Raw genomic sequence first — 20,800 nt, 5'->3', positions numbered from 1 at the left:
CTCACTTCAGGCTGATGTTCTGCATCATCTTGATGTTGAAATACCGGGGATCGTTGAGCGAGTTCGGCAGGCGGCCGGACCTGAAGGCGTCCACGAGGCCGGACACGGCCTGTTCGATCGTGTGCGTCGGCGCGAATCCGAGCTCGCGGCGGATCTTCTCCGACGAGACGTGGTAGGAGCGCAGATCGTCGGTCGGCTCGACGGCGACCTCGACGTTGTTTCCGACCACCGATTTGACGATGTCGGCGATCTTCATCAGCGAGTGGTTCTCGTAGCCGATGTTGTAGGTCTTGCCGTCGATCTTCGCGTCATCCTGCTGCAGCAGGAACAGATAAGCCGCCGACATGTCCTCGATGTGCAGATTGGGCCGCTTCTGCGTTCCGCCGAACACGCGGATGCGGCCGGTGTTGACCGCGAGGTTGGTCAGGATGTTGACGACGACGTCGAGCCGCTGCCGCGGAGCGTAGCCGCAGACGGTGGCGGGACGAACCGTGCAGGTGACGAAGCCGGACGCGGCCTCTTCGGCGAGGTCGGTCTCGCACATCGCCTTGAACTTGGAGTAATCCGTGAGCGGCTCGCAGGACAGTTCCTCGGTCACCTCGGCCTCGTCCTTGATGCCATAGACGCTCGACGAGGAGGCATAGATGAAGCGCTTGATGCCGGCCTTCTTGGCGGCGCGCACCATCGGACGGAAGCAGTCGTAGTTGATGGACTTGCCGAGGCCCGGATCGAGCTCGAACGAGGGGTCGTTGGAGATGCAGGCGAGGTGGATCACCGCATTGTTGCCGCGCAGGGCCTCGTTGATCGCGGCCTCATCGCGGATGTCGCCCTTGATCAGGCGAAGGTTCGGATTGTTGCGAACCGCGTCGAAGACGGATTCGCCGTACATGAACAGGTCGAGCACCGTGACCTTGTGGCCCGCTGCCAGCAACTGGGGAACCAGCACGCTGCCGACATAGCCGGCGCCACCGGTGACCATCACGTTCCATTTCTGATCAATCACTGTCGTTCTCCAGATTTCCGGTTCGCGTCACTTCAACAACGCGGTGACGAATTTGACCAGCGGCGCCTTCTCGACCGAGTTGCGGTGACCGACGATGCCGACCTTGATCGCGCCCGCCGCGTTGCCGATGAAGGCGACGTCCTCGATATTGCCGCCGGCCGCCACCAGCGGCGCCGTGATCGTCAGGAAGGCGTCGCCGGCGCCGACCGTGTCGACGACGGTCTTGGTGAAAGCGGGTACGCGCGCGACGCCGGTCTTCGACGAGAAGGGGTAGCAGCCGAAGGAGCCGTGCGTGATGATCATGTTGTCGCAATCGATCTTGCCGTGCAGGCGATTCTCGATCACCGACGCGATGTCGCTGAACTTGTCGGTCGCGGCCAGCCGCGCTTCCGGCGCGTCGATGCAGACGTAGTCGGCCCGCGGATATTTCGTGATCAGATTGTAGCCGTGGTTTCCGCTGTTGCTCTGGGCGTTGACCGCCAGGAACTTGGAGTTCTCGATCAGCGTGTCGATGGTGCTGGACGCGATCATGCCGTGACCGAAATCGGTGACGATCACCACGTCCCCGCCACGAACGCGCTCGGCGGTGATTCGGTCGATCTCCTTGCGCTCGGCCTCGTCGAGCGGCGTGTCGTCCATCGTGTAGACTTCGAAGAGCTTGTGCAGATAGCCCATCTCGACGTACCGCAGTTTACGGGTCGTCGGTCGGCCCTGAATGCGGATCGGCGTCAGCGTGACATTCGGGCGGACATGCGCGCGAATGAACTCCTCGGGGTAGTCGTTGCCACCCAGCGTCGTGACGATCTCCACCGACTTGCAGAAGCTCGCCACGTGATTGGCCGCGGCAATGACGCCGCCGGCAAACTGCTCGCCATTCTTGAGCAGGGTGGCGACGATGTTCTCCTTTGAAGCCTTCCCGAGCGCCGTGACGTACTGGTATTCGTCGATGATCGTATCGCCGACCAGCACGACGTGCATGTCCTGGATCTTGTCGATCAGCTTCAGCAGGCGTTCGGCGCCGCCGCCTTCGCGCACCTTCTGGAGGTAGTCGCGCAGGGGGGGATCGTAGATGTCGAAGTAGCGGTTCAGCAGCGACGACGAGCTGAAGGTGACGTCGCGCGTGAAGACGATTCGTCCGCCGTGACGTTCGACGGCCTCGCGCTCGGTCGCGATCTTGCCGGTGACGTCATCCTCGGGATTCTCGTAGTCCGAGCCCTTCACGTAGGTGTCGGGGCGCACGGCATCGAGGACCGGCTCGGCGCTGGAGGTCCGGTTGATGCCGACCCAGTCGACCGTGCCGAGCGCGGCCAGCATCTCGGCGCGCATGTTCTCCGGAAAGATCGGCCGTCCCGGGCCCTTGTTGACGAAACGGTCGGCGGTAATGGTCACGATGACCACATCGGCCTCGTTGCGCGCCGCCAGGATGTGCCGGACGTGGCCGAGATGCACCAGATCGAACACGCCGTGGCAGAGCGCGACGGTGAGGCCCTTTGCCTGCGCGGCGCGCGCAATCTCGCCCAGCTCCTCGATCGTCTTGATCTTGTCGTGCGGTGCCGGATGGCCGGTCGGCTTGTCTGTCGCAGCATTACCCATGTGGATTACCCAAAGCGCCGGCAGGTCTCAGATGGCCGGCCTGAATTGATCGACTCGCAGCGACGATATCCGGCGAGCCTGTTCAAGAGCTTGCCTTCTGCGGCGAGCCGTCGTCGTCACCGAGATATTTGAACCAGTCCTTGGTGGCGTCGGCGATCTTGTCGACCGTCCACAAGGGCGCGTCCTTGTACTGATCCATCGACTTCAGCATCGTCGCGACGCCGTCCTCGAATTTCACCTTCGGCGTCCAGTTCAGGACCCGCTTGATCTTGGTGATGTCGGCGTAGGTGCAATCGGGCTCGCCCGGACGCTTGGGAATGTGGACCTTGTCGCCGCCGAGAAGCTCGACCAGCCGGTTGACGCTGTAGGTGTTGTCCGAGCCGACGTTGAACATCTCGTGCGAGACATCGGAGCGCGCGGCGGTGACGAAGGCGTCCGCGACGTCGCTGACGAAGGTGAAGTCGCGCGTCTGCTCGCCGTCGCCGACCACCGTGAAAGGCTTGCCGGCGAGCTTCTGCGCCATGAACACGCCGAACACGGCACCGTAGGTGCCGGTGGTACGATGGCGCGGCCCATACACGTTGAACAGGCGCAGCGCGACCGCGGGCAGCTTGTAGACCTGACACCAGTGCATGACGCACTGTTCGCCGAGATTCTTGGTAAGCGCGTAGGGATACATCGGCCGGATCTCGGCGCTCTCGGGCGTCGGATAGACGTCGGGAATGCCGTAGCAGGACGACGACGCGGCGTAGACGAAGCGCTTGACGCCGGCGTGCCGCGCCGCTTCGAGAACATTGACCGTGCCGTCGACATTGGCGCGATGATAGGGGATCGGGGACTCGATCGAGGGAACGATGTCGGCCAGCGCCGCGAGATGGAAGACCCAGTCGATACCGTGGAAATACGGCTTGATCGACTCGAGGTCGATGACGTCGGCCCGCACGACTTTCAACTGGCTCGAACCGGCGCGTGCCGCCAGATTCTCGGGGCGCCCGATGACGAAATTATCGAGCGCGATGACCTCGTGACCGTCGTCGAGCAGACGGTCGACGAGGTGACTTCCAATGAAACCGGCGCCGCCAGTAACGATGCATTTCATGAGGAACATCCGTGACGCGAATGCCCAGCGAAACAGGCCCGCCAATGTTGAGTGAAACCCGAAAGCCGACTACCAGCCGCTCGCCGACTTTGCAAGTATTATACCTTTGCAATCCTTGGTAATAGCCGGTATCACCCGGTCATGTTGCAATCGAGCCGCCAGCCCATGCCCGCCGTGTCCGTCGATCCCGATCACAAGGCTTTTCTCGACGATTACGTGGGACGCCTCCATCGCGCGACGGCGGTCGACGACGGCGTTTTCGCCGCAATCTCCGCGACCCGCGCCATCTGGCTGCGCGCGCGCAACCAGGGCGGCCGCGTCATCTTCATCGGCAATGGCGGCTCGGCCGGCATCGCCTCGCATCTGGCGATCGATCTGGCGAAGAACGCATCGGTGCCTGCGCTCTGCTTCAGCGACGCGAGCATGATGTCGTGCCTTGCCAACGATTACGGATTCGAGGACTGGATCGCGCACGCCGTGCGGCTGAGCGCCCGCGCCGGCGACTGCCTCGTCGCGATCAGTTCGTCGGGCCGCTCGAAGAACATCCTCAATGCGGTTGCACAGGCGCGGTCGATGAAGCTCGACGTGATCACGCTGTCGGGGATGAATGCGGACAATCCGCTGCGCAATCTCGGCGACGTCAATTTCTTCGTCGATAGCCGCAGCTACAACATTGTCGAGACCACGCACCAGTTCTGGATGATGGCCGCGATCGACCTCGTGATCGGTCGCGCGGAATATCCGGCATCCTGAGGCGGGCATCCGATGCAGTCGCGGTTCAAACAGGCGGCCCTGTTTTCGGTAAAGCTGCTGCTGTCGATCGCGGTGCTGGTCTACATCGCGCGCGGTCTCGATCTGCAGCGGTTGCGCAGCCATCTCGTCTCGGTCGATCCCTTGCTGTTCGTCCTCGCGCTGGCGTTGATCTTCTTCCAGACCTTCGTGCTCAACGGCCGGTGGGAGCTGATCATGCGGGCGCTCGGCGTGTCGCTGGACTGGCTCGCGGGTTGGCGGATTCTCATGATCAGCCTCTGGTTCAATCAGGTGCTGCCGTCGTCGGTCGGCGGCGACGCGGTGCGGATGTGGCTGCTGCGCCAGCGCGGCGTGCAGTGGCCGGAAGCGGTCAAGGGCGTTGCGGCCGACCGCTTTACGGCGTTGATCGGGCTGATCGCGCTGATGGTGGCCGGATTGCCGTTCCTGTTGTCGCGTGTGTCCGATCACGCCGCGATTCTGGCCATCGGCGGGCTGACGCTGGCCGGCGTCGCCGGCACTGTGGTGCTGTTGACGCTCGATCGTCTGCCCAAGCGCCTCATCGCCCATCCAGCGATCGCAAGCTTCGTCCGGTTCGGAGCGCTGGTCCGGTTTCTCCTCCTGCAGTCCGAGCGCCGCGCTTTGCTGTTCGGGTCGGCGCTGCTCATCCATCTCGTGACTGCAGCGGCCTGCTTCGCCCTGGCGCGCGGTGTCGGAGCACAGCTTTCGGTGGTGGACGCCGGCATCCTGATTCCGCCCGTGGTGCTGTTGACGGCGGTCCCGATCTCGATCAGCGGCTGGGGCGTTCGCGAGGGGGCGATGGTCGCCTGCCTCGGTCTGGCGAATGTTCCTTCCGAGGAAGCGCTGTCGGTGTCGCTTCTGCTGGGCGCCATCAGCGTGATCATCGGGCTGGTCGGCGGCGCGATCTGGCTGGCAAGTCCGGAGCGCGGATCGTATTCAGCGGACAAGGCCGCCAAGGCGGCGGAGGAAGCCCCCAGCTACGACGGGCTGGGCAAGGAAGTCTCGAGCCACCCATGACCCGCTTGAGCCCGTTGCTGCCGGTCTGGTCTTCACGGGGTGGGATTGCCTCACCCGATCGCGTATCTCATTTTTCGGTTCCACGATGAAAAACCTGTTCTACGTCCGCCGCACCTGCCGCCTCTGTCATTCGGACAAGCAGGAGCTGGTCGTCCCGATGGCAGGCATGCCGATCGGCACGCCGAACTTCCAGGTCCCGGACGCCAGCGTCGACGATCCCGTGTTCCGGGCCGCGGTGCCGATGGCGCTGCATCTGTGCAGGGATTGCGGCCACCTCCAGATCCTCCATGTCGGTAATCCCGAGATCCAGTACCGCAACTACGTCTACACCACCTCGCTCTCGCTCGGCCTGCGGGAGCACTTCGCGGGCTATGCCAACGACGTCGTCAGCCGCTTCGGCATCGCGCCGGGCTCGCTGGTCGTCGAGCTCGGCAGCAACGACGGATCGCTGCTCGGCTTCTTCAAGGAGCGCGGCATGCGGGTGCTGGGTGTCGATCCCGCTGTGGACATCGCGAAGCGCGCGACGGAAGCGGGGATCGAGACCATCGGCGATTTCTTCACCGATGCCATTGGTCACCGCATCCTGCAGAGCCACGGCGCGGCGAGCGTCGTGATCGCCAACAACATGATCGCCAATGTCGACAATCTCGATCCGCTGGTGATCGGGGTTCGCGACGTGCTCGCGCCGGACGGGTTGTTCGTCTTCGAAACGCAATACGGCGTCGACGTCACCGAGAAGAACCTGCTCGACACCGTCTATCACGAGCATCTGTCGTATTTTAACATCAAGCCGCTGATCCGTTTCTTTGCCCGGCTCGGCATGGAGCTGATCGACGTCCAACACATCTGGACCAAGGGTGGCTCGATCCGCGTGACCGTGCAGCGCGCCGGTGGTGCCAAGAAACCGTCGGCCGAGGTCGCGCGCTTCGTCGCCGAGGAAGAGCGGCTTGGTGTGGATCAGCCGGCCTATTATGGGCCCTATGTGAAGAGGATCGCTGCGATCCGCGACGAGCTGGTCGCGATGGCTGATGCCGCCCATGCGCGCGGGCAGCTCGTTGCCGGCTACGGCGTCTCGGTCGGCACCACGACGCTGCTGCCGCAGTTCGGCCTGGAGAACAAGATCGACTTCCTGGTGGACGACGATCCCAAGAAGGGGAACGTGATGGCCGGCCCGGGTTACGACATCCCGATCCTGCCGCCTGCCGCCCTTTATGAGCGCAAGCCCGCGTTCGTCGTCGTCTTCGCCTGGCGCTACGTCGACCCGATCCGGGCCAAGCACGCCCGCTACTTCGCCGACGGCGGAAAGTTCGTGGTGCCGCTGCCGGGCATTTCCATGGTCGATCGGGCCGACTGACCGCGCAACGGCGCCGAGGCGGGCGCTCCAGAGGAGCGTCCGGAAGGAACCGGTCGGACGCTGCGATCGCGGCTCGAACGGTCGGTGGATAAGCCTTTGATCCGCCTGGGCTCTGCCCTAGCGCCCAGGAAGGTCGGCTGGTCCAGTCGGGCCCTCTCTATCTTGACGTTTGGTCTCATCCGCAGTAGATACCCCGCACTCGCTGCCGGCCCGTTAGACGCGGATCTCCGGCGCGGCTTTGAAATCCCCGAACAATCGAGCCCGGTTTCCGGCTCATCCTTCGAGACAGAGGGCTGGGCCAACGGCGGCTGTTCGGATCCCTGAAATTCATTCGCGTCTGTCGACGGACGTTGGACATCAAAACGATGGCAGTCAGCCCGTTCAAGTTCTTGCAGGAAGTGCGCTCGGAGACCGCCAAGGTCACCTGGCCGACCCGCCGCGAGACCACGATCACCACCATCATGGTGTTCGTCATGGTCGCCGTGGCCTCGATCTTCTTCTTCGCCGCCGACCAGATCATCCGTGTCCTCATCACTTACCTTCTGGGCATTCACTGATGGCAACCGCAACCGCTCAACTGTCCGACAAGCGCTGGTACATCGTCCACGCCTACTCGAACTTCGAGAAGAAGGTCGCCGAATCGATCCGCGAGCAGGCCAAGCAGCGCGGGCTCGAGGAGCTGTTCGAGCTGGTGCTGGTTCCGACCGAGAAGGTCACGGAAGTGCGCCGCGGCCGCAAGATCGACGCCGAGCGCAAATTCTTCCCCGGCTACGTGCTGGTGAAGATGAAGCTGACCGACGAAGCGTTTCACCTGATCAAGAACACGCCGAAGGTCACGGGCTTCCTCGGCGCTGAAAACAAGCCGATGCCGATCTCGGAATCCGAAGCCATGCGCATCCTGCACCAGGTGCAGGAAGGCGTGGAACGGCCGAAGGCGTCGGTGTCGTTCGAGATCGGCGAGAACGTGCGCGTGGCCGATGGCCCGTTCGCCTCGTTCTCGGGTGTGGTCGAGGAAATCGACGAGGCGCGCTCGCGCGTGAAGGTCGCGGTGTCGATCTTCGGCCGTGCCACGCCGGTCGAATTGGAATTCGGTCAGGTCGAGAAGGTCTGACCGGGTAACGCGGGAAGCCGGCGAGGCTTCGCGCAAAGAGAGGCCGTGGGAGGGAGAGGGCGGTTGCCAGCCGCATCCGACCCAGACCACGAACCTGAAACCGCCGGCCTGGCCGGCACAACAGGAGTGATACATGGCAAAGAAAGTGACCGGATACCTGAAGCTTCAGGTCCCGGCCGGTGCGGCGAATCCTTCGCCCCCGATCGGTCCCGCGCTCGGTCAGCGCGGTCTCAACATCATGGAGTTCTGCAAGGCGTTCAACGCCCAGACCCAGAAGGAAGAGAAGAACACCCCGATTCCCGTCGTGATCACGATCTACGCCGATCGTTCGTTCACGTTCGAGATGAAGACGCCCCCGATGTCGTTCTTCCTCAAGCAGGCTGCCAAGATCCAGTCCGGCTCGAAGGCGCCGGGCCGTGACAAGGCCGGCAAGGTGACCAAGGCGCAGGTGCGCGAGATCGCCGAGAAGAAGATGAAGGATCTCAATTGCGATTCCATCGAGTCGGCCATGAAGATGGTCGAGGGCTCTGCCCGTTCGATGGGCCTGGAAGTGGCGGGGTAAGCGGTCATGGCAATCGGAAAGCGTTTGAACAAAGCCCGCGAAGGTGTTGACCGCGAAAAGCTTTACCCGCTCGCGGACGCCATCAAGATGGTCAAGGAACGCGCGAAGGCGAAGTTCGACGAGACCATCGAGGTCGCGATCAATCTCGGCGTCGATCCGCGTCACGCCGACCAGATGGTCCGTGGCGTCGTGACCCTGCCGAATGGCACTGGCCGTACGCTCCGCGTCGGCGTGTTCGCCCGCGGTGCCAAGGCCGATGAGGCCAAGGCTGCAGGTGCCGACGTCGTCGGCGCCGAGGACCTGGTCGAGAAGGTGCAGAACGGCTCGATCGATTTCGACCGCTGCATCGCCACCCCCGACATGATGCCGCTGGTCGGCCGTCTCGGTAAGGTGCTCGGCCCGCGCGGCCTGATGCCGAACCCGAAGATCGGCACCGTGACCATGGACGTCACCGGTGCGGTGAAGGGTGCCAAGGGCGGCTCGGTCGAGTTCCGCGTCGAGAAGGCCGGCATCCTGCAGGCCGGCGTCGGCAAGGCCTCGTTCTCCGAGGAGAAGCTGGTCGAGAACATCAAGGCTCTGGCCGATGCTGTCTCGAAGGCGAAGCCGGCCGGTTCCAAGGGCACCTACATCCAGCGCGTTGCGGTGTCCTCGACGATGGGCCCCGGCGTGAAGGTCGAGCCGGGCACCATCCTCGGCTAAGGTTTGGAAGTGACATGAGGCGAGGGGCGGAATTGGGCAACCGATTCCGCCCCTCGTCGTTTGTGGCAGGGCTCACCGGAAACAAGAACAATGGCTGACAAGGTCCTGATCTATTCGCGCTTTCCCAAGACCATGATGGCGCGTTTCGCCGAACGGTTCGAATTGCTCGACACCGGCGGCAAGCCTGCGCGCGAGATGTTTCCGGCCGACGAGCTCGGCGGGATCCGTGCGCTGCTGACCGCCGGCGGCTCGCCGCTCGGTGCCGAGGCGATGGACCTGTTCCCGAAGCTCGGCGCCATCGTCTGCTACGGCACCGGCTATGACGGCGTCGACCTGAAAGCGGCAGCCAGCCGCAACATCGCGGTCGGCCACAGCCCGGGCGCCAACGCGGCCTCGGTCGCCGACATCGCGATGACCCTGATGCTGGCGACGACCCGGCGGATCCTGGTCGCCGACCAATATGTCCGCAGCGGTGACTGGGCGGCGTCGAAGCAATCGCCGATGATGCGCCCCCAGGCGGGCATGCCCGGCCGCCGTATCGGCGTCTACGGCATGGGCGAGATCGGCCGCAAGATCGCAGGCCGCTGCGCCGCCTTCGAGAGCGAGATCGGCTATTTCAGCCGCAGCAAGTACGATCTGCCCCATCAATATTTCCCGACGCTGGAGGCACTGGCTGACTGGTGCAGCGTGCTGATGATCGCGGTCCGGGCAGGGGCCGAGACCCAGCACGTCGTCAATGCAGACATCCTGGGGCGGCTCGGGGCGGACGGCTACGTCGTCAACATCTCCCGCGGCTCCGTGATCGACGAGAAGGCGCTCGTGGCGGCGCTGACCGACAAGACCATCGCCGGCGCCGGCCTCGACGTCTTCGAGAAGGAACCGCACGCGCCCGACGCCCTGACCGCGCTGCCGAACGTGGTGTTCGCCCCTCATATCGGCGGCCACACCCTCGAATCGCACGTCGCCATGCAGAACTGCGTGCTGGCGAACCTGACGGCGTTCTTTGAGGGCAAGCCGCTGCCTTACGGGGTCAAATCGGCCTGAATCGGTCGCTATCGGCCCGGATCAAGCCCCGCCGGCAACGGATTGGAACTGGTGTGAATTTTGCTCTTGGCAAGCAGGCTCCGAGCGGTTAAAGAACCGCTTCCGGACGTGCCGGCCTCGGCTGGCGCGTTCGTGCACGCATTCCGAAAACCCGACGCGACAGGAGATCATTCCTTTTCAGGACGTCCGCAAGGATTTGCCCGAAAAGGAAGGAAAACCCGTCGGTTGGTGGAATGCGGGCAGGGGTTGGACGGTTCGCCGGCCGACCCTGTCCTGTCCAAGACTGCAGGCGCCCGCGGGAAATTTCGATTTCTCAACGGCTTAATCGCATGGCCTGCATAGACGGGTGAAGACCGGATTTCACTTCGCCTTCCACCTTAAGGTGGTTGCGAAATGGGTTTGGTTCGGACCTCGACACGCCGTGGGCCCTGACGGGCTCCCGGAGGGCAGGCTTTGAATTGTCGTCTCGCCCGGCGCGTGTCCTGGGGGTTTTGGCCCTGAGGTTCAGGTTTTGGGTGGGGCGATGGGTGCAACCCGGCGGTCCCGCTTCTCGCGATGACCGCCAACCGGAAAGAGCTTGCTGTGGAACGAGCGGCAAAAAAGGACGCGGTCGAACAGCTCAATGGGGTCTTCAAGACCACGAGCGTCGCGATCGTTGCCCAATATTCCGGCCTGACCGTTGCCCAGATGCAGAAGCTGCGGATGCAGATGAAGCAGGCTGGCGCCTCGGTGAAGGTCTCGAAGAACCGTCTCGCCAAAATTGCTCTTGAAGGCACTGACGTCGTTGCCATCGGCCCCATGCTGAAGGGACCGACCGTGATCGCCACTTCGAACGATCCGGTAGCGGCGCCAAAGGTCGCCGTCGAATTCGCCAAGGCGAACGAAAAGTTCGTCATCATTGGCGGCTCGATGGGAAAGACCGTCCTGAATGTCGACAGCGTGAAGGCGCTTGCCTCGCTGCCGTCGCTTGATGAACTGCGCGCCAAGATCGTCGGCCTCATCGTGGCCCCGGCGACCAAGATCGCTCAGCTCGCCAACGCGCCCGCGGGCAAGCTCGCGCGCGTCATCCAGGCTCATGCCTCAAAGGGCGAAGCGGCCTGACGCCCTTCGCAAAACTCAAACCCGAACCAGACTTACACGTAAGGAAACTGAACAATGGCTGACTTGCAGAAGATCGTTGACGACCTCTCGAGCCTCACCGTGCTCGAAGCTGCCGAACTGGCGAAGCTCCTCGAAGAGAAGTGGGGCGTTTCGGCTGCCGCGGCCGTCGCCGTGGCCGGCCCGGCCGGTGGTGGCGCTGCCGCCGCTCCGGCGGAAGAGAAGACCGAATTCACGGTCGTTCTCGCCAGCGCCGGCGACAAGAAGATCGAAGTCATCAAGGAAGTCCGCGCCATCACCGGCCTGGGCCTGAAGGAAGCAAAGGATCTCGTCGAGGGCGCGCCGAAGCCTGTCAAGGAAGGCGTGAACAAGGACGAAGCCGAGAAGATCAAGGCCCAGCTCGAGAAGGCTGGCGCGAAGGTCGAACTCAAGTAAGCAGCGCTTACTGGCGCGAGATCCCGGGCGGGCATCCGCCTCGCCCGGGATCTCGATCCACTCCTCGAAGGGGTGGGTCAGATGCAAAAGGCGTGCGACGGAACGTCCCGACGCAGGCCGAACACGAAAAAGTGTGTGGATTTGAGGGTTTACCCCTCGAATCTCCACTATTGTCGCCCCATATCGGTTCGGCAGCACGAAAGCGCGGTGGGCAGGGATGCCGGATTTCCCTGTAAGCCGTTGGGAGAGCAGGCTATTTCGGGCTTTTGCAGTCCGTGAAGACGATCGTTGTGACGGGCGGGCGTGCCTATGCGCCCCGCGCGTCGTTTTGCGTTTTGAAGGTCTGAAGAACAGATTCAGGACATGACGGCCTGAGACTGAGCTTCCGGCCCCCAAGGCGGGTTCGAAAAAATTCAACCCGGGGAGCGGCGGCAGCCGCGTTCCGGACGGCGCGCCCAGAGCGGGCGACGAAATGAGAGGCCACGATGGCGCAGCAGACATTCACCGGTCGCAAACGCGTTCGCAAGTTCTTCGGACACATCAAGGAAGTTGCCGAGATGCCGAACCTCATCGAGGTTCAGAAGGCGTCCTATGACCAGTTCCTGATGGTCGATGAACCCCAGGGTGGCCGTCTCGACGAAGGTCTGCAGGCGGTGTTCCGCTCGGTGTTTCCGATCTCCGATTTCTCGGGCACCTCGATGCTGGAATTCGTCCGCTACGAGTTCGAGCAGCCGAAATACGATGTCGACGAGTGCCGCCAGCGCGGCATGACCTTCGCGGCTCCCCTCAAGGTGACGCTGCGCCTCATCGTGTTCGATATCGACGAGGAAACCGGCGCGAAGTCGGTGAAGGACATCAAGGAGCAGGACGTCTACATGGGCGATATCCCGCTCATGACGATGAACGGCACCTTCATCGTCAACGGCACCGAGCGCGTCATCGTCTCGCAGATGCACCGCTCGCCCGGCGTGTTCTTCGATCACGACAAGGGCAAGACCCATTCCTCGGGCAAGCTGCTGTTCGCCGCCCGCGTGATCCCTTATCGCGGCTCCTGGCTCGACATTGAGTTCGACGCCAAGGACATCGTCTATGCGCGTATCGACCGTCGCCGCAAGATTCCGGTGACGTCGCTGATGTTCGCCCTCGGCCTCGACGGCGAGGCGATCCTGTCCACCTTCTACAAGAAGATCCTCTACAAGCGGACCAAGGAAGGCTGGCGCGTTCCGTTCGACGCCAACCGTTTCCGCGGCTATTCGACCGTCAACGACCTGATCGACGCCGATACCGGCAAGGTCGTGCTCGAGGCCGGTAAGAAGCTCACCGTTCGTGCTGCCCGTCAGCTTCAGGAGAAGGGGCTGAAGGCTCTGCGCCTGGCCGATGAGGAGCTGGTCGGCAATTACATCGCCGAGGACCTCGTCAACCCGAAGACGGGCGAGATCCACGCCGAAGCCGGCGAGGAAATCACCGACAAGTCGATGAAGGTGCTCAACGAGCACGGCTACAAGGAACTGCCGCTCCTCGACATCGACCACGTCAATATCGGCCCCTACATTCGCAACACGCTCTCGGCCGACAAGAACATGACGCGCGAGGACGCGCTGTTCGACATCTACCGCGTGATGCGTCCGGGCGAGCCGCCGACGCTGGATTCGGCGCAGGCCATGTTCCAGTCGCTGTTCTTCGACGCCGAACGCTACGACCTCTCCGCGGTCGGCCGCGTCAAGATGAACATGCGCCTCGACCTCGATGCGCCCGACACCCAGCGTACGCTGCGCAAGGAAGACATCCTCTCCGTCATCAAGACGCTGGTGGACCTGCGCGACGGCAAGGGCGAGATCGACGACATCGACCATCTCGGCAACCGCCGTGTGCGCTCGGTCGGCGAGCTCATGGAGAACCAGTACCGCATCGGCCTGCTGCGCATGGAGCGCGCGATCAAGGAGCGCATGTCCTCGGTCGACATCGACACGGTCATGCCGCAGGACCTGATCAACGCCAAGCCGGCGGCTGCCGCCGTGCGCGAGTTCTTCGGCTCCTCGCAGCTCTCGCAGTTCATGGACCAGACCAACCCGCTCAGCGAGATCACCCACAAGCGTCGTCTCTCGGCGCTTGGACCGGGCGGTCTGACCCGCGAGCGTGCCGGCTTCGAGGTGCGCGACGTGCATCCGACGCATTACGGCCGCATCTGCCCGATCGAGACGCCGGAAGGTCCGAACATCGGCCTGATCAACTCGCTCGCGACCTTCGCGCGCGTGAACAAGTACGGCTTCGTCGAGACGCCGTATCGCAAGGTCAAGGACGGCCGCGTCACCGACGAGGTGGTGTACCTCTCGGCGATGGAAGAGGGCCGCTACACGGTCGCGCAGGCCAACGTGCCGCTCGACCCGAAGGGCCGCTTCACCGAAGACCTCGTGGTCTGCCGTCATGCCGGCGAAGTCTTGCCGGTGACGCCCGACAAGGTCGACTACATGGACGTGTCGCCGAAGCAGCTGGTTTCGGTGGCCGCGGCGCTGATCCCGTTCCTCGAGAACGACGACGCCAACCGCGCGCTGATGGGCTCGAACATGCAGCGCCAGGCGGTGCCGCTGGTTCGCGCCGAGGCGCCGTTCGTCGGCACCGGCATGGAGGGCGTGGTTGCGCGTGACTCGGGTGCCGCGATCGCGGCGCGCCGTTCGGGCGTGATCGACCAGATCGACGCTACCCGCGTCGTCATCCGCGCCACGGAAGATCTCGATCCGACCAAGTCGGGCGTCGATATCTACCGTCTGATGAAGTACCAGCGCTCGAACCAGTCGACCTGCATCAACCAGCGTCCGCTGGTGAAGGTCGGCGACATCGTCAAGAAGGGCGACATCATCGCCGACGGTCCGTCGACCGATCTGGGCGAGCTCGCGCTCGGCCGGAACGTGCTCGTCGCGTTCATGCCTTGGAACGGCTACAACTTCGAAGACTCGATCCTGCTCTCCGAGCGGATCGTGAAGGAAGACGTCTTCACCTCGATCCACATCGAGGAGTTCGAGGTGATGGCCCGCGACACCAAGCTCGGGCCTGAGGAAATCACCCGCGACATTCCGAACGTCTCGGAAGAAGCGCTGAAGAACCTCGACGAAGCCGGTATCGTCTACATCGGTGCGGAAGTCCGCGCCGGCGACATCCTGGTCGGCAAGATCACGCCGAAGGGCGAGAGCCCGATGACGCCGGAAGAGAAGCTGCTGCGCGCCATCTTCGGCGAGAAGGCTTCCGACGTTCGCGATACCTCGCTGCGCGTTCCTCCGGGCGTGCAGGGCACGATCGTGGAAGTGCGCGTGTTCAACCGTCACGGCGTCGACAAGGACGAGCGTGCGCTGGCGATCGAGCGGGAAGAGATCGAGCGTCTGGCCAAGGACCGCGACGACGAGCAGGCGATCCTGGACCGCAACGTCTACAACCGTCTTGCCGAGCTGCTCGAAGGGCGGCAGGGCATTGCCGGCCCGAAGGGCTTCAAGAAGGACACCAAGATCACCCGTGCGGTGCTCGAGGAGTACCCGAAGTCGCAGTGGTGGCTGTTCGCCTCGCCGAACGACAAGCTGATGGCCGAGATCGAGGCCATGCGGAAGCAGTACGACGAGTCGAAGAAGGGGCTGGAACAGCGCTTCCTCGACAAGGTCGAGAAGCTTCAGCGCGGTGACGAATTGCCGCCCGGCGTGATGAAGATGGTCAAGGTCTTCGTCGCGGTGAAGCGCAAGATCCAGCCCGGTGACAAGATGGCCGGCCGCCACGGCAACAAGGGCGTGGTGTCGAAGATCGTGCCGATCGAGGACATGCCGTTCCTCGAAGACGGTACGCACGCCGACATCGTGCTCAACCCGCTCGGCGTGCCTTCGCGCATGAACGTCGGACAGATCCTCGAGACCCATCTCGGCTGGGCCTGCGCCGGCCTCGGCAAACGTATCGGCCAGACCGTCGATGCGTACCTGTCGAAGCAGGACATCAAGCCATTGAAGGAGACCTTGAAGAAGGTCTACGGCGAGGACGAGACGATCAAGACGCTCAACGACAACGAGTTGATCGAGCTTGGCCATAATCTCAGCCGCGGCGTGCCGATCGCGACGCCGGTCTTCGACGGCGCCAAGGAAGCCGACATCGAGGAGATGCTGAAGCTTGCCGGTCTGGACGCTTCGGGTCAGTCGACCGTCTATGACGGCCGTACCGGCGATGCCTTCGATCGCAAGGTGACGGTGGGCTACATCTACATGCTCAAGCTGCACCATCTCGTGGACGACAAGATCCACGCGCGTTCGATCGGTCCGTACTCGCTCGTCACCCAGCAGCCGCTGGGCGGCAAGGCGCAGTTCGGCGGCCAGCGCTTCGGCGAAATGGAGGTGTGGGCGCTCGAGGCTTACGGCGCGGCGTACACGCTCCAGGAGATGCTGACGGTGAAGTCGGACGACGTCGCCGGCCGTACCAAGGTGTACGAGGCGATCGTGCGCGGCGACGACACGTTCGAGGCCGGTATTCCGGAATCGTTCAACGTGCTGGTCAAGGAAATGCGCTCGCTCGGCCTCAACGTCGACCTGCACAACTCCAAGGTTGGACCGGCGCCGACGTCGGAAGCGGCCGAGTAACACGACCTGTCATGCCCGGCCTTCGCGGCCGGGCATTGGCGCCCCTCCCGATGCCTTGAGGGCAGGGCGCCCTGCTAAGTGATTTTCGAATTTGCGGCCGGAGGCGACCGGCACGCGAGGAGAAGACGATGAACCAAGAAATTATGAATCTCTTCAACCCGACGACGCCGGCTCAGGTCTTCGACCAGATCCGGATCTCGATCGCGTCTCCAGAGAAGATTCTGTCCTGGTCCTACGGCGAGATCAAGAAGCCGGAGACCATCAACTACCGCACCTTCAAGCCCGAGCGCGACGGCCTGTTCTGCGCCCGCATCTTCGGGCCGATCAAGGATTACGAGTGCTTGTGCGGCAAGTACAAGCGCATGAAGTACAAGGGCATCATCTGCGAGAAGTGCTCGGTCGAGGTCACGCTGTCGCGCGTCCGGCGCGAGCGCATGGGCCATATCGAGCTCGCAGCCCCCGTCGCCCACATCTGGTTCCTGAAGTCGCTGCCCTCGCGCATCGGCCTCCTGCTGGACATGACGCTGAAGGATCTCGAGCGGATCCTCTACTTCGAATATTACGTCGTGCTCGAGCCGGGCCTCACCGCGCTGAAGGACCGCCAGCTGCTGTCGGAAGACGAGTATCTGAAGGCGCAGGACGAGTACGGCCAGGACAGCTTCACCGCCATGATCGGCGCGGAAGCGATCCGCGAACTGCTCAAGGGCATGGACCTCGAGAAGCTCGAAGCCACCTTGCGCCTCGAGATGCAGGAGACCGACTCCGACATCAAGCACAAGAAGCTCGCCAAGCGCCTGAAGATCGTGGAAGCGTTCCGCCACTCCGGCAACAAGCCGGAATGGATGATCATGACCGTGGTCCCGGTGATTCCGCCGGACCTGCGTCCGCTGGTGCCGCTGGACGGCGGCCGCTTCGCGACCTCGGACCTCAACGACCTCTACCGCCGCGTCATCAACCGCAACAACCGCTTGAAGCGGCTGATGGAGCTGCGCGCGCCCGACATCATCATCCGCAACGAGAAGCGCATGCTTCAGGAAGCGGTCGATGCGCTGTTCGACAACGGCCGCCGCGGTCGCGTCATCACGGGCGCCAACAAGCGCCCGCTGAAGTCGCTCGCCGACATGCTCAAGGGCAAGCAGGGTCGCTTCCGTCAGAACCTGCTCGGCAAGCGCGTCGACTATTCGGGCCGTTCGGTGATCGTGGTCGGTCCCGAGCTGCGCCTGCATCAGTGCGGCCTGCCGAAGAAGATGGCGCTCGAGCTGTTCAAGCCGTTCATCTATTCGCGGCTCGACGCCAAGGGCCTGTCCACCACGGTGAAGCAGGCTAAGAAGCTGGTCGAGAAGGAGCGGCCCGAGGTCTGGGACATCCTGGATGAGGTCATCCGCGAGCATCCGGTGCTGCTCAACCGCGCACCGACGCTGCATCGTCTCGGCATCCAGGCGTTCGAGCCCGTGCTGATCGAGGGCAAGGCGATCCAGCTTCACCCGCTGGTCTGCTCCGCGTTCAACGCCGACTTCGACGGCGACCAGATGGCCGTGCACGTCCCGCTGTCGCTCGAGGCGCAGCTGGAAGCGCGCGTCCTCATGATGTCGACCAACAACATCCTGCATCCGGCGAACGGACAGCCGATCATCGTGCCGTCGCAGGACATCGTGCTCGGTCTCTACTACGTCTCGATCATGCGCGAAGGCCTGCCCGGCGAGGGCAAGATCTTCGGCGAGATGGCCGAGCTCGAGCACGCGCTGCATGCGAAGGTCATCCACCTCCACACCAAGATCAAGTACCGGTGGCAGGGCATGGATGAGACCGGCAAGGTTTCGACGCGCTGGATCGAGACCACCGCCGGCCGCGTCATGCTCGGCAATCTGCTGCCGAAGAACCCGCGCATCACCTACGAGATCATCAACAAGCTGATGACCAAGCGCGAGATCTCGGGCGTCATCGACCAGGTCTACCGCCACTGCGGCCAGAAGGAGACGGTGATCTTCTGCGACCGCATCATGGCGCTCGGCTTCTACAATGCGTTCAAGGCCGGCATCTCGTTCGGCAAGGACGACATGGTCGTGCCGCACTCCAAGTGGAAGATCGTCGACACCACCCGTACGCTGGCGAAGGATTTCGAGCAGCAGTACAATGACGGTCTGATCACCCACGGCGAGAAGTACAACAAGGTCGTCGACGCCTGGTCGAAGGCCACGGAAGAAATCGCCAAGGCGATGATGAAGGAGATCTCCTCGACCAAGAAGACGGCGAGCGGGGCGGATGCCGACATCAACTCGATCTACATGATGGCTCACTCCGGTGCCCGCGGTTCGCCGGCCCAGATGCGCCAGCTCGCCGGCATGCGCGGCCTGATGGCCAAGCCGTCGGGTGAGATCATCGAGACGCCGATCATCTCGAACTTCAAGGAAGGCCTCTCGGTTCTCGAGTACTTCAACTCGACCCACGGCGCCCGCAAGGGTCTCGCGGACACCGCGTTGAAGACCGCGAACTCGGGCTACCTGACCCGTCGTCTCGTCGACGTCGCGCAGGACTGCATCATCACGCAGTCCGACTGCGGCACCAAGCTCGGCATCAAGATGCGCGCCATCGTCGATGCCGGCACCGTGGTTGCTTCGCTCGGTTCGCGCATCCTCGGACGCACGGCCTGCGAAGACATCCGTGACAGCTCGGGCAAGGTGATCATCAAGCGCGATACGCTGATGGAAGAAAGCCATCTGGACGCCATCCAGCAGGGTGGTGTGCAGGAGGTGAAGATCCGCTCGGCACTGACCTGCGAACTCGTCAACGGCATCTGCGGCAAGTGCTACGGCCGCGACCTCGCCCGCGGCACGCCGGTCAACCACGGCGAAGCGGTCGGCGTCATCGCGGCGCAGTCGATCGGCGAGCCGGGCACCCAGCTCACGATGCGCACCTTCCACATCGGTGGTGCGGCGCAGCTCAACGAGCAGTCGTTCGTCGAAGCCAATTTCGACGGCAAGATCGTGATCAGGAACAAGGCCATCGCCCGCAACAGCGAAGGTCACCTGGTCGCGATGGTGCGCAACATGGTGGTGGCGATCGTCGATGCCGACGGCACCGAGCGTGCGACGCACCGCGTTCAGTACGGCTCGCGCCTGCATGTCGACGAAGGTGACATGGTCAAGCGCGGCCAGCGCATCGTCGAGTGGGATCCCTACACCCGTCCGCTCCTCACCGAGGTCGAAGGCACCATCGGCTTCGAGGATCTGGTCGAGGGGCAGTCGATCTCGGAAACGCTCGACGAAGCCACCGGCATCGCCAAGCGCGTGGTCATCGACTGGCGCTCGACCCGCGGCGGCGCGGACCTGCGTCCGGCCATCGTGGTCAAGGGCAAGGACGGCAAGGTGCTCAAGCTCGCCCGTGGCGGCGATGCCCGCTACATGCTGTCGGTCGACGCCATTCTCTCGGTCGACGTCGGCGCCAAGGTCAATCCGGGCGACATCCTCGCCCGTGTCTCGACCGAAAGCGCCAAGACGCGTGACATCACCGGCGGTCTGCCGCGGGTGGCGGAACTGTTCGAGGCCCGGCGTCCGAAGGATGCGGCGATCATCGCCGAAATCGCGGGCACCATCCGGTTCGGGCGCGACTACAAGAACAAGCGTCGCATCTCGATCGAGCCGATGGACAAGACCGACGAGGCGCGCGAGTACCTGATCCCGAAGGGCAAGCACATCCACCTTCAGGACGGCGACGTCGTCGAAAAGGGCGACTTCATCGTGGAAGGCAACCCGGCGCCGCACGACATCCTGGCGGTCAAGGGCATCGAGGAACTCGCGGCCTATCTGGTCAACGAGATCCAGGAGGTCTACCGGCTCCAGGGCGTGCTCATCAACGACAAGCACATCGAGGTGATTGTCCGTCAGATGCTCCAGAAGGTGGAAGTCACCGACCAGGGCGACACGGACATGATCTCGGGCGAGCAGGTCGACAAGATCGAGTTCGACGCGCTGAACGAGAAGGCCAAGGAAGAGGGCAAGAAGGTCGCCACGGGGACGCCGGTACTGCTCGGCATCACCAAGGCGAGCCTCCAGACCCGCTCCTTCTTCTCGGCGGCCTCGTTCCAGGAGACCACCCGCGTCCTCACGGAAGCGGCGGTCAACGGCAAGGTCGATCCGCTCGAAGGCCTCAAGGAGAACGTCATCGTCGGCCGGCTGATTCCGGCAGGCACAGGCGCCTCCATGGCCAAGATTCGCGAAGTCGCCATGAAGCGCGACAAGCTGATCCTGGACGAGCGCGAGAAGCAGGCGGCGGTCGTGTCGCCCGCGCCGGAAGCGGAGCTTCCTGCGCTGCCGCCCGCGGAATGATCGTTCATCCGTAGGACTACCGAGGATAATGAAAAGGCCGGCGAAAGCCGGCCTTTTTGTTGCTTTGCTTGTCTGTTGCGATGCGGGA

At 63.5% G+C, this 20,800-nt stretch carries 15 protein-coding genes; 12 read left to right on the top strand and 3 right to left on the bottom strand.

What is annotated here, in order from left to right; translation table 11 throughout:
- Nucleotide 1: 1 nt before the first annotated feature.
- The 3 genes from AABA86_RS07415 to AABA86_RS07405 form a co-directional block, all read right to left on the bottom strand.
- A complete protein-coding gene (locus AABA86_RS07415) occupies nucleotides 2–1,003 on the bottom strand; it encodes an NAD-dependent epimerase/dehydratase family protein (protein WP_038973056.1) in 1,002 nt (333 codons plus the stop codon).
- Between the two features lie 27 nt (nucleotides 1,004–1,030).
- Nucleotides 1,031–2,596, bottom strand: coding sequence for a PfkB family carbohydrate kinase (locus AABA86_RS07410; protein WP_212249013.1), 1,566 nt, complete (start codon nucleotides 2,594–2,596; stop codon nucleotides 1,031–1,033).
- 82 nt (nucleotides 2,597–2,678) lie between these two features.
- Nucleotides 2,679–3,695 (bottom strand): SDR family oxidoreductase, encoded by a 1,017-nt coding sequence (locus tag AABA86_RS07405; RefSeq protein ID WP_338306315.1) that lies wholly within the window; start codon nucleotides 3,693–3,695, stop codon nucleotides 2,679–2,681.
- Nucleotides 3,696–3,860: 165 nt separating this feature from the next.
- On the opposite strand from AABA86_RS07405, the gene AABA86_RS07400 reads away from it, so the two are divergent.
- From AABA86_RS07400 to rpoC, 12 genes are all read left to right on the top strand, one after another.
- Nucleotides 3,861–4,448 carry an SIS domain-containing protein gene (locus tag AABA86_RS07400; protein ID WP_338306314.1) on the top strand — a complete coding sequence of 196 codons (588 nt, stop codon included), beginning with the start codon at nucleotides 3,861–3,863 and terminating at the stop codon, nucleotides 4,446–4,448.
- Between the two features lie 12 nt (nucleotides 4,449–4,460).
- Nucleotides 4,461–5,480: a lysylphosphatidylglycerol synthase transmembrane domain-containing protein gene (locus AABA86_RS07395; RefSeq protein ID WP_212249010.1), complete on the top strand. Its 1,020-nt coding sequence runs from the start codon at nucleotides 4,461–4,463 to the stop codon at nucleotides 5,478–5,480.
- Nucleotides 5,481–5,565: 85 nt separating this feature from the next.
- The gene (locus AABA86_RS07390) at nucleotides 5,566–6,834 is read left to right on the top strand and encodes a class I SAM-dependent methyltransferase (protein ID WP_338306313.1); all 1,269 of its coding nucleotides are present in this window, start codon (nucleotides 5,566–5,568) and stop codon (nucleotides 6,832–6,834) included.
- Between the two features lie 365 nt (nucleotides 6,835–7,199).
- Nucleotides 7,200–7,391, top strand: coding sequence for a preprotein translocase subunit SecE (gene secE / locus AABA86_RS07385; protein WP_026202711.1), 192 nt, complete (start codon nucleotides 7,200–7,202; stop codon nucleotides 7,389–7,391).
- Complete coding sequence (gene nusG / locus AABA86_RS07380; RefSeq protein ID WP_008136441.1) at nucleotides 7,391–7,945, top strand: transcription termination/antitermination protein NusG; 555 nt, start codon at nucleotides 7,391–7,393, stop codon at nucleotides 7,943–7,945. Before secE ends, nusG begins: the two co-directional genes overlap by 1 nt.
- A gap of 133 nt (nucleotides 7,946–8,078) precedes the next feature.
- The gene (rplK, locus tag AABA86_RS07375) at nucleotides 8,079–8,507 is read left to right on the top strand and encodes a 50S ribosomal protein L11 (RefSeq protein WP_006611824.1); all 429 of its coding nucleotides are present in this window, start codon (nucleotides 8,079–8,081) and stop codon (nucleotides 8,505–8,507) included.
- 6 nt (nucleotides 8,508–8,513) lie between these two features.
- Complete coding sequence (rplA, locus tag AABA86_RS07370) at nucleotides 8,514–9,206, top strand: 50S ribosomal protein L1 (RefSeq protein ID WP_014494487.1); 693 nt, start codon at nucleotides 8,514–8,516, stop codon at nucleotides 9,204–9,206.
- Between the two features lie 90 nt (nucleotides 9,207–9,296).
- Complete coding sequence (locus AABA86_RS07365) at nucleotides 9,297–10,250, top strand: 2-hydroxyacid dehydrogenase (protein WP_338306312.1); 954 nt, start codon at nucleotides 9,297–9,299, stop codon at nucleotides 10,248–10,250.
- A 582-nt stretch (nucleotides 10,251–10,832) separates the two neighbouring features.
- On the top strand, nucleotides 10,833–11,351 hold the full coding sequence (rplJ, locus tag AABA86_RS07360; RefSeq protein WP_212249007.1) for a 50S ribosomal protein L10: 519 nt from the start codon (nucleotides 10,833–10,835) through the stop codon (nucleotides 11,349–11,351).
- A gap of 54 nt (nucleotides 11,352–11,405) precedes the next feature.
- On the top strand, nucleotides 11,406–11,783 hold the full coding sequence (gene rplL / locus AABA86_RS07355; RefSeq protein ID WP_091957455.1) for a 50S ribosomal protein L7/L12: 378 nt from the start codon (nucleotides 11,406–11,408) through the stop codon (nucleotides 11,781–11,783).
- 485 nt (nucleotides 11,784–12,268) lie between these two features.
- Complete coding sequence (rpoB, locus tag AABA86_RS07350; protein WP_212249006.1) at nucleotides 12,269–16,387, top strand: DNA-directed RNA polymerase subunit beta; 4,119 nt, start codon at nucleotides 12,269–12,271, stop codon at nucleotides 16,385–16,387.
- 128 nt (nucleotides 16,388–16,515) lie between these two features.
- Entirely contained in the window at nucleotides 16,516–20,712 is a 4,197-nt protein-coding gene (rpoC, locus tag AABA86_RS07345; protein WP_212249005.1) for a DNA-directed RNA polymerase subunit beta', read from the top strand.
- The last annotated feature ends 88 nt before the right edge of the window (nucleotides 20,713–20,800 follow it).

The organism is Bradyrhizobium sp. TM233 (genome assembly GCF_036247965.1).
Classification (GTDB): Bacteria; Pseudomonadota; Alphaproteobacteria; order Rhizobiales; family Xanthobacteraceae; genus Bradyrhizobium; species Bradyrhizobium ottawaense.
This window is presented reverse-complemented; position numbering and strand designations above follow the sequence as displayed.